Origin of the sequence: Micromonospora cremea (genome assembly GCF_900143515.1) — a bacterium.
In the GTDB taxonomy this organism is placed as follows: Bacteria; Actinomycetota; Actinomycetes; order Mycobacteriales; family Micromonosporaceae; genus Micromonospora; species Micromonospora cremea.
This window is the reverse complement of the sequence record NZ_FSQT01000002.1, coordinates 1789008-1802202: the sequence shown is the minus strand read 5'-3', so window position 1 is coordinate 1802202 and position 13195 is coordinate 1789008. Positions and strand designations below refer to the sequence as shown.

13 protein-coding genes are annotated in these 13195 nt (G+C 73.2%); 6 read left to right on the top strand and 7 right to left on the bottom strand.

Features of this window, described 5'->3' with window-relative positions:
• Nucleotides 1–12: 12 nt before the first annotated feature.
• The 7 genes from BUS84_RS21805 to BUS84_RS21775 all read right to left on the bottom strand — a co-directional run bounded on the left by BUS84_RS21805 (nucleotide 13) and on the right by BUS84_RS21775 (nucleotide 7771).
• Entirely contained in the window at nucleotides 13–1614 is a 1602-nt protein-coding gene (locus BUS84_RS21805) for an acyl-CoA carboxylase subunit beta (RefSeq protein WP_074315166.1), read from the bottom strand.
• A gap of 55 nt (nucleotides 1615–1669) precedes the next feature.
• The gene (locus tag BUS84_RS21800) at nucleotides 1670–2866 is read right to left on the bottom strand and encodes an acyl-CoA dehydrogenase family protein (RefSeq protein ID WP_074315164.1); all 1197 of its coding nucleotides are present in this window, start codon (nucleotides 2864–2866) and stop codon (nucleotides 1670–1672) included.
• Nucleotides 2863–4503 carry an acyclic terpene utilization AtuA family protein gene (locus BUS84_RS21795; RefSeq protein ID WP_244298888.1) on the bottom strand — a complete coding sequence of 547 codons (1641 nt, stop codon included), beginning with the start codon at nucleotides 4501–4503 and terminating at the stop codon, nucleotides 2863–2865. The genes BUS84_RS21800 and BUS84_RS21795 overlap by 4 nt, the downstream gene beginning before the upstream one ends.
• A 56-nt stretch (nucleotides 4504–4559) precedes the next feature.
• The gene (locus BUS84_RS21790) at nucleotides 4560–5369 is read right to left on the bottom strand and encodes a TIGR03084 family metal-binding protein (protein ID WP_074315161.1); all 810 of its coding nucleotides are present in this window, start codon (nucleotides 5367–5369) and stop codon (nucleotides 4560–4562) included.
• Between the two features lie 37 nt (nucleotides 5370–5406).
• Nucleotides 5407–6012, bottom strand: a complete 606-nt coding sequence (locus BUS84_RS21785) for a TetR/AcrR family transcriptional regulator (protein WP_074318993.1) — start codon at nucleotides 6010–6012, stop codon at nucleotides 5407–5409.
• A 202-nt stretch (nucleotides 6013–6214) separates the two neighbouring features.
• Nucleotides 6215–6958 carry a metallophosphoesterase family protein gene (locus tag BUS84_RS21780; protein ID WP_074315160.1) on the bottom strand — a complete coding sequence of 248 codons (744 nt, stop codon included), beginning with the start codon at nucleotides 6956–6958 and terminating at the stop codon, nucleotides 6215–6217.
• Nucleotides 6959–7093: 135 nt separating this feature from the next.
• Nucleotides 7094–7771 carry a Crp/Fnr family transcriptional regulator gene (locus BUS84_RS21775; protein WP_007466162.1) on the bottom strand — a complete coding sequence of 226 codons (678 nt, stop codon included), beginning with the start codon at nucleotides 7769–7771 and terminating at the stop codon, nucleotides 7094–7096.
• Between the two features lie 143 nt (nucleotides 7772–7914).
• Between BUS84_RS21775 and BUS84_RS21770 the strand changes: the two genes are divergently transcribed.
• The 6 genes from BUS84_RS21770 (at nucleotide 7915) to BUS84_RS21745 (ending at nucleotide 13184) form a co-directional block, all read left to right on the top strand.
• A complete protein-coding gene (locus tag BUS84_RS21770) occupies nucleotides 7915–8577 on the top strand; it encodes an adenosylcobinamide amidohydrolase (protein WP_074318992.1) in 663 nt (220 codons plus the stop codon).
• Between the two features lie 56 nt (nucleotides 8578–8633).
• Entirely contained in the window at nucleotides 8634–9812 is a 1179-nt protein-coding gene (locus BUS84_RS21765; protein WP_074315158.1) for a CapA family protein, read from the top strand.
• 40 nt (nucleotides 9813–9852) lie between these two features.
• Nucleotides 9853–10641, top strand: a complete 789-nt coding sequence (gene nth / locus BUS84_RS21760) for an endonuclease III (protein ID WP_143728473.1) — start codon at nucleotides 9853–9855, stop codon at nucleotides 10639–10641.
• A complete protein-coding gene (locus tag BUS84_RS21755; RefSeq protein WP_074315155.1) occupies nucleotides 10638–11252 on the top strand; it encodes a TlpA family protein disulfide reductase in 615 nt (204 codons plus the stop codon). Before nth ends, BUS84_RS21755 begins: the two co-directional genes overlap by 4 nt.
• Nucleotides 11249–11941: an NUDIX hydrolase gene (locus BUS84_RS21750; RefSeq protein WP_074315153.1), complete on the top strand. Its 693-nt coding sequence runs from the start codon at nucleotides 11249–11251 to the stop codon at nucleotides 11939–11941. Before BUS84_RS21755 ends, BUS84_RS21750 begins: the two co-directional genes overlap by 4 nt.
• A gap of 64 nt (nucleotides 11942–12005) precedes the next feature.
• A complete protein-coding gene (locus BUS84_RS21745) occupies nucleotides 12006–13184 on the top strand; it encodes a MarP family serine protease (RefSeq protein WP_074315151.1) in 1179 nt (392 codons plus the stop codon).
• The last annotated feature ends 11 nt before the right edge of the window (nucleotides 13185–13195 follow it).

Here is a 13195-nt window from a genome sequence, read left to right as displayed (position 1 = left end):
CGCGCTCACCGGCTACATCCGGAAGACGCCGAAGCCGTCGGCGCCCTTCACGGGTCCGTTGTGGATCGCCGACAGGCAGAGCCCGAGGACGGTCCGGGTGTCCCGGGGGTCGATCACCCCGTCGTCGTAGAGCCGGCCGGAGAGGAACAGCGCCCCGGACTGCGACTCGATCTGCTGCTCGACCATCATCCGCATCGCCGCGTCCGACTCCTCGTCGTAGTCGCGCCCGCGCGCGGCGGCGGCCTGCCGCGCCACGATGGACAGCACCCCGGCGAGCTGCGCCGGGCCCATCACCGCCGACTTGGCGTTCGGCCAGGTGAACAGGAACCTCGGCTCGTACGCCCGGCCGCACATGCCGTAGTTGCCGGCCCCGTAGGAGGCGCCCAGGTTCACCGTCAGGTGCGGCACCGTCGAGTTCGACACCGCGTTGATCATCAGCGCGCCGTGCTTGATGATGCCGCGCTGCTCGTACTCGGTGCCGACCATGTAGCCGGTGGTGTTCTGGAGGAAGACCAGCGGGGTGTCGGCGGCGTTGGCGAGCTGGATGAACTGGGCCGCCTTCTGCGCCTCCTCGCTGAACAGCACACCCCGTGCGTTGGCCAGCACGCCCACCGGATACCCGTGCAGCTCGCCCCAGCCGGTGACCAGCGCGCCACCGTACGCCGGCTTGAACTCGTCGAAGTCGCTGCCGTCCAGGATCCGCGCCAGCACCTCGCGCGGGTCGAACGGCACCTTGAGGTCGGCGCTGGCGATGCCGAGCAGCTCCTCCGGGTCGTACTTCGGTGGCTGTGGGACGGCGGTGCGCGGCGGCGGGCCCTGCTTGCGCCAGTTCAGCCGGCGGACGCACTGCCGGGCCAGTCGGATGCCGTCCCGCTCGTCCTCGGCCAGGTAGTCGGCGAGCCCGGACGTGACCGCGTGCATCGCCGCGCCGCCCAGCGACTCGTCGTCGGTGACCTCGCCGGTGGCCATCTTCACCAGCGGCGGCCCGGCCAGGTAGACCTGCGACCGGTCCCGGATCATGATCACGTGGTCGGACATCCCCGGCACGTACGCGCCACCGGCCGTGGCGTTGCCGAAGACCACGCTGACCGTGGGGATGCCGGCCGCCGAGAGCCGGGTCAGGTCACGGAACACCCGGCCGCCCGGAATGAAGATCTCCGCCTGGGTGGGCAGGTCCGCCCCGGCCGACTCGACCAGATTGACCATCGGCAGCCGGTTGGCCAGCGCGATCTCCCCGGCCCGCCGGGTCTTCGCCAGCGACCACGGGTTGACCGCTCCGCCGCGGACCGTCGGGTCATTGGCGACGATCAGGCACTCCACGCCCTCGACCACGCCGATTCCGGTGACCACGCTGGCCCCGACCGGGAAGTCCGTGCCGTGGGCGGCGACCGGCGACAGCTCCAGGAACGGGCTGTCGGCGTCCACCAGCAGCTCGATCCGCTCCCGGGGCAGCAGCTTGCCGCGGGCGTGGTGCCGGGTCACGTACTTCTCGCCGCCGCCGGCCCGGGCCTGGTCCAGTGCGGCGTCCAGCTCGGCCAGCCGGTCCAGCAACGCCGCCCGGTTCGCCACGTACCCGGGTGCCGACGGGTCGATCGCGCTGTCCAGCGTGCTCACCGTGCCTCCTTCGCTCGCGACCGCGGGGCTCGCAGGCCCGGCTCACTCCTCGCGCTCACAGGCCCATGCCTTTCGCGATGATCTCGTTCATGATCTCGGTGGTGCCGCCGCCGATGCCGAGGATCCGGGCGTCCCGGTAGTGCCGCTCCACCTCGGCGTCGCGCAGGTAGCCGAAGCCGCCATGCAACTGCAACGCCTGGTCGACGACGTGGTCGCAGGCGGCCACCGCGACGTTCTTGGCCATCGCCACCTCGGTCACCACCGGCTCGCCGGCCGCCACCCGTCCGGCCACCTCGTGCACGTACGACCGGGCCGCCTCGGCCCGGGTGTGCATCTCGGCCAGCCGGTGCCGGACCAGCTGCCGGCTGGCCAGTGGGCGGCCGAAGGTCTCCCGGTCCCGGCACCAGCGCACCGCCAGCTCGACGCAGCGCTGCGCCGTGGCGTACGCCTGGGTGGCCAGCGAGAGCCGCTCCGCGGCGAAGTGCTGCATGATCGCCAGGAAGCCGGTGTTCTCCGCACCGATCCGGTTGCCCACCGGCACCCGTACGTCGGCGAAGGAGAGCTCGGCGGTGTCCGAGCAGTGCCAGCCCAGCTTCTCCAGCCGGCGCCCCACAGTGAACCCGGGACTGCCCTTGTCGATGACGAGCAGGCTGAGCTCCCCGCTGCCCGGAAAGTCGGTGCAGACCGCGGTGGTCACGAAGTCGGCCCGGTGGCCGCTGGTGATGTAGGTCTTCGACCCGTTCACCACGTAGTGGTCGCCGTCCCGACGGGCGACGGTACGGATGCCGGCGACGTCCGAACCGCCATCCGGCTCGGTGATCGCCAGCGCCCCGATCATCGTTCCGGCCAGCGTGGGTCGAACGTACCGCTCGATCAGGTCGTCGTCACCGGCCGTCGACGCGCCGCCGAGCCGGCCGCCCAGCGACCCACCGGTGCGGGCACCGGATGCCGCGACCATGTGCGGCAGCGCGATGCCGTGCGTGAACAGGGCCGCGACCAGGCCGGACGAGCCGCCGGAGCGGATCAGCTCCTCGGTCACGAGGATCGAGTCGAGCAGGTCGCCGCCGCTCCCACCGACCGACTCGGGGAAGCCGATGCCGAGCAGACCGAGCTTCGCGGCGGTGGCGTGCAGCGCCCGGGGCACCTCGCCGGCCCGTTCCCAGTCGTCCAGGTGCGGCAGCACCTCCCGGGTCACGAAGGCCCGGGTCAGCTCGCGCAGTTGCCGCCGCTCCGGGGTGTCCACGATGCTCACGCCGCCACCCCGCCCGATGTCGCCGGCCCGCTCGGCACGTCGACCGGCAGGTCGACGATCCGCGAGCGCAGCAGCTCGCCGAGCGCCTTGGCCTGCGGGTCGAACCGGGTGGACGCGGCCACCCCGGCCCCGAGCAGGCCCTCGATCACGAAGTTGACCGCGCGCAGGTTCGGCAGCTCGTACCGCTGCACGGCCAGCGGTGCGGTCTCCGGGAGCAGCTCGGCCAGCCGTTCGACGGTCAACCAGTGGCGCAGCCAGGCGTACCCGGCGTCGGAGCGTGCCCAGACGCCGAGGTTGGCGTCCCCGCCCTTGTCCCCGGAGCGCGCGCCAACCAGCTCGCCGAGCGCCCCGCGTCGGGTCCGAGGAGGTGAGGAAGCGCCCCTTGTTATCGGATTTTGTTGTACAAGGGGCCCATGCAGACAGGTGGTCGGCGGTGGGGCGATCGGCACCCGCTCACCGGAGGGCAGCACCGCGACGTGCGCCACCGCGTCCTGCGGCACCGTGTCGGCGGTGAAGACGCCGTACGGCGTCGCGTCGCCCGGCAGGGTGGTCAGGGTGCAGCCCGGGTACGAGGCGAGCGCCAGCTCCACCGCGGCGGCCGAGAAGGCCCGGCCGGCCCGCGTCCGGTCGCTGTCGCGCAGGTGTACGTGAAGCAGGGCGCTGGCCGCCTCGGTGTCGGTGGCATCCGGATGGTCGGTGCGGGCCAGCACGAACTCCAGCCCGTCCTTGCCCACCGCCTCCTCGACCTGCCCCCGGACCAAGGCCGCCTTCGCCTCGATGTCCAGCCCGCAGAGCACGAACGTCATCGAGTTGCGGAAGCCACCGAGGTTGTTGACGCCCACCTTCAGGGTGGCCGGTGGAGGCGTGCCCCGGACGCCGGAGACCCGGACCCGATCCGGCCCGTCCGGGCCCAACGTCACGCTGTCCAACCGGGTCACCACGTCCGGCCCCAGGTACGCCGGCCCACCGACCTCGTAGAGCAGCTGGGCGGTGACCGTCTCCACCGTGACCGCACCGCCGGTGCCCGGATGCTTGGTGAGCACCGTGGAACCGTCCGGGTGCACCTCGGCGATCGGGAAGCCGGGCCGGTGCCCACCATCGGGCAGCTCGGTGAAGAAACTGAAGTTGCCCCCGGTGACCTGTGCGCCGCACTCGACGAGGTGCCCCGCGACGGTCGCCCCGGCCAGCTCGTCCAGGTCGTCGCGGCCCCACCCGTAGCGGGCGATGGCCGGGCCGACCACCAGCGACGCGTCGGTGACCCGTCCGGTGACCACCACGTCCGCCCCACCGTTGAGGCAGGCGGCGATCCCGAACGCGCCCAGGTAGGCGTTCGCCGTCAGCGCGTCGGGTCGCTGGATCGCGTCGCCCTCGACGTACCCGACCCGCACCGGCAGGTCCAGCCGGCCGGCGAGCCGGTCGATGGCGGCGGCCAGGCCGGCCGGGTTCAGCCCACCGGCGTTCGTCACGATCCGCGTCCCCCGATCGAGGGCGGTGCCGAGGCAGGTCTCCAGCTGGCGCAGGAAGGTCTTCGCGTAGCCCAGATCGGGGTCGCGCAGCCGGTCCCGGCCGAGGATCAGCATGGTCAGCTCGGCCAGGTAGTCGCCGGTCAGCACGTCCAGCTCGCCGCCGTCGAGCATCTCCCGCCAGGCGGTGAACCGGTCACCGTAGAAGCCGGAGGCGTTGCCGATGCGGATCACGTCCGTACTCCATGCTCACCGGCCGGCGTCGCGGACGGCTCCCGGCCGGAGCCCGGCGGGCCGGCGAAGGCCTGCGCCACGTCGAGCCACTCGTCGGCGACCGGCCCGGTGGCCAGCAGGGCGAGGTCCGCGCGGTGCCGGCGCTGGGTGACCAGCAGGCAGAAATCCTGGGCCGGGCCGGTCAGCCGGTCGGCGGCGTCCGCCGGACCCCAGCTCCAGGTGTCGCCGCCGGGCCCGGTCAGCTCGACCCGGACCGGCGCCGTCGGCGCCGGTCGGCCGTGCGCGGCGAAACCGTGCCCGAGAGTACGCACGCCGAGGTGCGCCACGTGCCGGAGCCGGTCGCTGGCGGGGCGGGCGACGCCGAGCGCGTCGGCCACGTCCTCGCCGTGCGCCCAGGTCTCCATGATCCGGGCGGTCGCCATCGAGGTGGCCGACATCCGGGTGCCGTACCAGGGCAGCTTCTCGCCGACCGGGACGGCGGCCAGCGCGGCGGCGAGCGCCGTCCGGCCGGCGCGCCAGCGGGTCAGCAGCTCCGCCGGCGGGGCGAGGAACTGCTCGGCGCCGTGGTCGACCAGGCGGGCCGGATCGGGCGCGGCGCTCACCGTCGCGAAGAAGGCCGCCGCGTCGGTGGCGGCCAGCAACGCCACGTGGTCGGTCCAGGCGAGGTGGGCGACCTGGTGCCTGATGCTCCAGCCCGGCGCGGGGGTCGGCCGAGCCCAGTCGGCCGCCGGTAGCGGAGCCACCAGGTCGTCCAGCTGGGCGGACTCGTCGGCCAGGTCCGTGAGCAGGTCGGTGAGGTCGACCATGGTGCCTCCGGTTGGTGCGGGCCGGTGCGGCCGGCGGTCAGGGCGTGAGCAGAGTGGCGAGCTGGCGCTTCCAGGTGGTCAACAGGGCGGTACGCCGGGCCGAGTCGTCGTTGAGCAGGTTCGCCACGCCCAGCCCACGAAGCAGATCGAGGGTGGCCTGCACCGCCTCCCGGACGCCGGGGCGGCGCTCGTCGACGCCGAGCAGGGCGACGGTGAGCCGGTGCATCTCCCGGCCGACGGTCGCCTCCAGAGGGACCAGGGCGTCCCGAAGCTCCCGGTCGGTGCGGGCGGCGACCCAGAGCTCGAGTGCGGCAACGAAGAGCGGCCCGGTGAAGGCCACGCCGAGCAGGTCGATCACCCGGTCCAGCCGCTGCGGCCCGGCCGGCAACGCCTCCGCCTCGGTGCGCAGCTCGTCGGCTCGGCGTTCGGCCAGGTGGGCGACGGCGGCCGTGACCAGCGCGGCCTTGGTGGGGTAGTGGTGCAGCTGGGCGCCCCGCGAGACGCCGGCCCGGGCCGCGACGACGGTCGTGGTGGTGCCGGACCAGCCGTGCTCGACCAGGCAGTCGACGGTCGCCTCAAGCAGCCGGGCCTGGGTGGCCCGACTGCGCTCCTGCTGAGGGACACGCGTCGATGCGGTGGACACGGGCATAGCCTGCGGCCTACGAAACAAACAGTCAAGACTGACTTTTTCGGTTTCCACGACGCAGGTCGGGTGCCGGGCAGGCCGGGGACGGTCGCCGTCCGGAGCGTCTCAGATCTGGGGCAGCTCTACAGGCAGAGGGGGGCGACCTCCAAGCCCAAGCCAGGCGCGGCTTCGCCTCTGGGAACGGCAGGCGGGACTGGCGTCAGCGACCGTCGCGGGGAGCGAAGACGGCCAGCGCCTCGGCATCGCTGTACTGGGAGCGCACGTACTCGTCGGCCCAGGCGGCGGCATCGGGGAAGGCGGATTCAGCGGCCACCCGGGCGCAGGCCGCGTCCACGTCGAACGCGGTGCGGCGCAGCTGCACCCCCTGCCCGAGCATCGCCCACCACGCGCCCGCCCCGCCGTACGGCATGCCGATGCTGCCCGGGTTGACCACCAGGCGGCGGTCGACCAGGCGGGTGAAGGGCATGTGGGTGTGGCCGCAGACCACGGTTCCGATCTCCGGCGGCAGGCCGGCGAACACCTCCGACCAGCGTGCCATCCGGGAGTCGACGAGCACAATCTCCTCGTCGTCGCGGGGCGTCGCGTGGCAGAACAGCGTCGGGCCGAGGCCGTCGATCTCCAGGGTCACCGTCATCGGCAGCGCGGCGAGTCGGGCCACCTGGTCCTCGCGCAACTGCCCGGCCGCCCAGTTCGACACCTCGATCGAGGCGGGCCGGCCGGCGCGGGCCTCGACCAGCTCACGGTCGGCGTTGCCCCCGACCCAGCAGATCCGGTCACCGAGGCCGGCGAGCAGGTCGAGCACCTCGACCGGTTGCGGGCCGGCGGCGATGTCGCCGGTGAGCACGATCAGGTCGGCGGCGACGACGTCCGGCTCGGCCAGCACCGCCTCCAGTGCGGGCAGCACCCCGTGGATGTCGGACAGGACTGCGACTCGGCTCGGCATCGCTCCACCCTCGCGCCGGACCGGCACCCCGTCCAGCGATTCTGCGCCGGGCAGAGGAGGAAGCCGTGAGCACCGGGCCGCAACGAGACGTCCCCGCCCACCGTCATCGACGGCGGGCGGGGACGGACGTGCTGATCAGACGCGGGCGCGGCGGGCCAGGCGCTCCGGGTCCAGGATGATGATGCTCTTGCCGTCCAGCCGCAGCCAGCCGCGCGAGGCGAAGTCGGCCAGCGCCTTGTTGACCGTTTCCCGCGAGGCGCCGACGAGCTGGGCGATCTCCTCCTGGGTGAGGTCGTGGGTCACCCGCAGCACACCGCCGTCGCGGGTGCCGAACCGGCCGGCCATCTGGAGCAGGTTCTTGGCGACCCGGCCCGGCACGTCCGTGAAGATCAGGTCGGCGAGCGAGTCGTTGGTCCGGCGCAGCCGCCGGGCGAGCACCCGGAGCAGCTGCTCAGCGATCTCCGGACGGTTGTTCAGCCACGGCCGCAGCGCCTGCTTGCGCAGTCGCACCAGCCGGGTGTCGGTCACCGCGGTGGCGGTCGCCGTACGCGGACCCGGGTCGAAGAGCGACAGCTCACCGACCATGTCCGACGGGCCCATCACCGCGATCAGGTTCTGCCGGCCGTCCGCCGCGCGGCGCCCAACCTTGATCTTCCCAGACAGCAGGATATAGAGGCTGTCACCGGGCTCGCCCTCATTGAAGACGATCTCGCCCTTGCGGACCTCGATCGTCTCCATCTCCTTGGCGAGCGCCTCGGCAGCCTCCGGGTCTACACCCTGGAAGATCCCGCTGCGGGCCAGTACCTCGTCCATCGCGCACCTCCGGTTGCGCGTGCCGTCCGTCGGCCGGGTCCGCCGTCCGCTGATCCCCTCGCGCGCCGCCAAGTCTAGGCGCACGTGAGCTTGAATCAGAGGTCGCCCCTGGAATCTTGATCGGTGGGCGTAACCTGCCCGACGTGCTGAGCGAGCCGACACTGACCAGCCGCACCGAAGACGGGCGGGACATCCCACTGATCGTCTGGCGCGCGGACGGGCCGCTGCGGACCGTCAGCAGCGGCCCGCTGGGCGGTGGTATCGGCGTCCGGCGCTGGGTGCTCAACGCCACCGTGCCCATGTCGTACCACCGGGACGACCCGGCCGCGCACCTGGCTTCGCTCGCCACCGACCTGGCCCTCGGCGGGCCCGGGGTGGGCCTGCTGACCGGCGTCGATGTGACCGAGGTGGTGGCCCGGACCGACACCGGGGTTCGGGCCTGGGCGACGGTCGGGCTCGGAATTCCGGTGCCGGCCGCCGCGCCGGCGCCGGCCGCGCTCACCCAACGGGTCGGCACGGTCAACATCGTGGTGTACGTGCCGGCCCGGCTCGCCGACTCGGCTCTGGTCAACGCGGTGGCCACCGCGACCGAGGCGAAGGCCCAGGCGATCAGGGAGTTGGGGTTGCCGGGAACCGGCACGCCGACCGACGCGGTCACCGTGCTCTGCCCGGTGGACGGGCCGGAGGCCGCGTACGGCGGACCGCGCTCCGCCTGGGGCGCCCCGCTGGCCCGAGCGGTGCACGCCGCGGTGTTCGCCGGCGGCGACCGGCCGGTCGTGCCCTGGTCAGACCAGCTGGCCGGCTGAACTTCCGACCGATCGGCCCTCGTCGGCGCGTTTAACGCCCGGTAGGGTCGCCAACGATGTACGCTCCCGAGCCCCTCACGCCCCGTCCGCGCCGCCGCGTCGCCCTCGGCCTCGCCGCGCTGCTGGCCGCCCTGCTCGTCAACGGCTGCGCGGACTCCGGGGAGGAGCCCGTCTGGCAGCCGGGTGCCGGGGGCGGTGGCACCGGCGCGCCGGTGGCGACGGCCGGCCCGAAGGCCAGCGGCAGCCCGTCGGCCTCCGGCGGGGGCGGTGCCATCTCGCTCTCCGCCACCGGCGACATCATCATGGGCAACGCGCCGAACCGGCTGCCCGCCGCTGGCGGGAAGGGCTTCTTCACCTCGGTCACCGACGCGCTCAAGGCCGACCTGGTGATGGGCAACCTGGAGGAGCCCCTGACGGTGGACACCGGCACCGGCAAGTGCGGTGCCAACTCCACCCGCTGCTTCCAGTTCCGCGCCCCGCCGGAATACGCCGCGCACCTGCGGGACGCCGGCTTCGACCTGCTCAACCAGGCCAACAACCACGGCTACGACTACGGCCCGAAGGGCTACCAGAACACCCAGCGGGCGCTGGAGAAGTACGACCTGGAGCACACCGGTGCGCCGGACCAGATCACCGTGGTCGAGGTCAAGGGCGTCAAGGTCGCCGTGGCCGGCTTCTCGTCGTACGTCTGGTCCAACAGCCTCGTCGACATCGCCAAGGCGAAGGCGGTGGTCGCCAAGGCCGCCACCATGGCCGATCTGGTCGTGGTGCAGGTGCACATGGGTGGCGAGGGCGTGGAGAAGACCCGGGTCAAGCCCGGCACCGAGATGTTCCTGGGCGAGAACCGGGGTGACCCGGTGAAGTTCTCGCACGCCATGATCGACGCCGGGGCGGACCTGATCGTCGGGCACGGGCCGCACGTGCTGCGCGGCATGGAGTTCTACCAGGGTCGACTGATCGCGTACAGCCTGGGCAACTTCGCCGGTGGGGGCAACTCGCTGAGCAACGACGGTCGGCTCGGTTGGGGCGGGGTGCTGAAGGTGTCGCTGAAGCCGGACGGCAGCTGGGCCGGTGGCTCGTTCACCTCGACGTACATGAACTCCGCCGGCAAGCCGACGATGGACCCGGACGACCGGGGCCTGGGCCTGGTCACCGAGCTGAGCCGCAGCGACTTCCCGAAGGGCGGCGCCCGGTTCGACGGGCAGGGCAAGATCTCCGCGCCGACCGGCGGCTGACCCAACGGGAACGTCCGGGGCGCGACGTAGGCTGACCGTCGTGACCAGTAGCCCTCCCGGTGCCAGCGAGACCGACCTCGGGCGCAAACGCCGTGCCCGCAAGATCGGCCGGGTGCTGGCCGAGACGCACCCCGACGCGCACTGTGAGCTGGATCATTCCAACCCGCTGGAGCTGGCCGTCGCCACCATCCTCTCCGCGCAGTGCACGGACAAGAAGGTCAACGAGGTCACCCCGAAGCTCTTCGCCCGCTACCCGACCGCCACGGCGTACGCCGGCGCGGACCGGGGCGAGATGGAAGAGCTGATCCGGCCCACCGGCTTCTACCGCAACAAGACCGACTCGCTGCTCAAGCTCGGTCAGGCCCTCCTCGACCGGTACGACGGCCAGGTCCCCGGCCGGCTCGTCGACCTGGTGACGCTGCCCGGGATCGGCCGCAAGACCGCCAACGTCATCCTGGGCAACGCCTTCGACGTCCCCGGCATCACCGTCGACACGCACTTCCAGCGGCTGGTCCACCGGTGGCGGCTGACCACCGAGACGGACCCGGTCAAGATCGAGCACGCGGTCGGCGCGCTGTACGACAAGCGCGACTGGACGATGCTGTCGCACCGGATCATCTTCCACGGGCGGCGGGTCTGCCACGCCCGCAAGCCGGCCTGCGGCGCGTGCACGCTGGCCAAGCTCTGCCCCTCGTACGGCACCGGGCCGACCGAGCCGACCGCCGCCGCCAAGCTGCTCAAGGGGCCCCGGGCGCGCGACCTCGCGGCGGCCGCCGGCGTCGACCCGGAGTTGGTGCCCGCCCAGGCGGTTGCCGCGGAGGTGCCGTGAACCGGCGCCTCGCTCTGCTGGTCCTGCCGCTGCTGCTGCTCGTGGTCGGCGGGTGCACCGCGGGCGCGGACGACGCCCCCGCACCCCGGGCGACCGCCGCCCAGCGGCCGTCGCCGTTCCGGGACTGCGCCGCGCTGAGCACGGCACCCACGGCCGGCGCGGCCACGGCGGCACCCGCCACCGGCGGGGAGGCGCTGCCGGAGCTGACGCTGTCCTGCTTCACCGGCGGCGCCCCGGTCACGTTGCGGGATGTGGCCGGGCCGGCGGTGATCAACGTCTGGGCGTCCTGGTGCCCGCCGTGCCGCAAGGAGCTGCCCGCCTTCCAGCGGCTCAGCGAGCGGGCCGCCGGCCAGCTCCAGGTGGTCGGGGTGAACAGCCGGGACAGCCGCAACGGCGCCCAGTCCATCGGCGAGGACTTCGGCGTCCGGTTCCCGATCCTGGTGGACCAGGGCGAGGCGCTGCAACGGGCGCTGAACCGCAACGCCATCCCGCTGACCCTCTTCGTCGACGCGCAGGGCCGGATCCGGCACATCGACGCCACCGGGGCGCTCGACGACGCCCGGCTCGCCGAGCTGGTCCGCCAGCACCTCGGCCTGGCGGTGCCAGCGTGACCCGCCGCCCGCCCGAGTGGATCGAGCCGTTGCTGACCCGGCTGGGCACCGCCCGCGCCGAGGACTTCACCCGGCTGACCACCCCGGCCGAGGGCGGCCGGGAGAGCGCCGTGCTGGTGCTGCTCGGCGAACAGCCCGGCGCGGGCCCCGACGTGCTCGTCCTGCAGCGCGCCGCCACCCTGCGCAACCACGCCGGTCAGCCGGCCTTTCCCGGCGGCGCGGCCGACCCCGAGGACACCGACGTCCGCGCCACCGCACTGCGCGAGGCGAACGAGGAGGTCGGCCTCGACCCGGCGAGCGTGACCGTGCTGGCCGAGCTGCCGAAGCTGTGGATCCCGGTCAGCGACTTCGTGGTCACCCCGGTGCTGGCCTGGTGGCACGACCCGCACCCGGTGCACCCCCGGGAGCCCGCCGAGGTGGCGCACGTGGCCCGGTTGCCGGTCAGCGAGCTGGTCGACCCAGCCAACCGGCTGCGGGTCCGCCACCCGAGCGGCTGGGTCGGGCCGGCGTTCTCGGCGCGCGGCATGCTGGTCTGGGGGTTCACCGCCGGGGTGCTGGCCACCCTGCTGGAGATGGGCGGTTGGGCCCGCCCGTGGCCGCGTGGCCGGGTGGTCGAGCTGCCGCCGACCGGGGCGACGCCGGCACCCTCGGCCGGCACGGACGACGCCGACGAGACCGCCCTGCGCTGACCCCACGGTCACCTTGCGATAGCGATGGTCATCTGCTGGGCGTCCTGCCCGTACGCTGGACCCCGTGTCCGTCGTGGATCTCGTCCTGCTGCTGCTCATGCTCGTGTTCGCGATCAGCGGATATCGCCAGGGCTTCGTCATCGGCATCCTGTCGCTCTCCGGCTTCTTCCTGGGGCTGCTGCTGGGCCTCCAGCTCGGGCCGCTGTTCGCCCGGCAGTTCGTGGACCCCGGCATCCGGGTGCTGATCTCGCTGGTGGCCGTCTTCGGGCTGGCCGTGGTCGGGCAGGCGCTCGCCGGCTGGCTCGGCTCGCACGTGCGCAAGACGATCACCAGTGACGTCGGCAAGCAGGTCGACGACGTCGGCGGGGCGTTCGTCTCGCTGTTCGCGGTGCTCCTGCTCGCCTGGCTGGTCGCCGTGCCGCTCGGCTCGTCCTCGGTGCCCTGGCTCGCCGCCTCGGTGCGCAACAGCGCGCTGATCACCGTGGTGAACCAGGTCCTGCCGGAGCAGGCCCACGAGCTCTCCACCGCGCTGCGGGACACCGTCGACACCGACGGCTTCCCGGACGTCTTCGGCGACCTCGCACCGACCCGGGCCCGGCAGGTCGAACCTCCCGACCCGGCGCTGGCCGGCTCCCAGGTGGTGGTCAACGGCCAGCGGTCGGTGGTCAAGGTGCTCGGCTCCGCGCCCGGCTGCTCGCGCCGGATCGAGGGCTCCGGCTTCGTGTACGCCGACGACCGGGTGATGACCAACGCCCACGTGGTGGCCGGCACCCGCTCGGTGGCGGTGGAGCTGGGTGGCGACCGGTACGACGGCGAGGTGGTGGTCTACGACCCGGACCGGGACCTGGCGGTGCTGCTCGTACCCGGGCTGCCCGGTCCGTCGCTGCGGTTCGCGGCCGGCAACGCGGGCAGCGGTACGGACGCCATCGTGCTCGGCTTCCCGCTCGACGGCCCGTACAACGCCCAGTCGGCACGGGTACGCGACGTCGACCGGATCACCGGGCCGGACATCTACGCGTCCGGGGACGTCACCCGGGAGATCTACACGATCCGGGCGTTGGTCCGCAGCGGCAACTCCGGCGGCCCGCTGGTCTCCGCCAACGGCCTGGTGCTCGGCGTCATCTTCGCGGCGGCGGCCGACGACCCGAACACCGGCTTCGCGGTGACCGCCGCGGAGGCACGCCCGGTGGCGCTGGCCGGCGCGGAACGCAACCGGCGCGTGGGCACCGGGGAGTGCACCTGACCGCCGCGCGG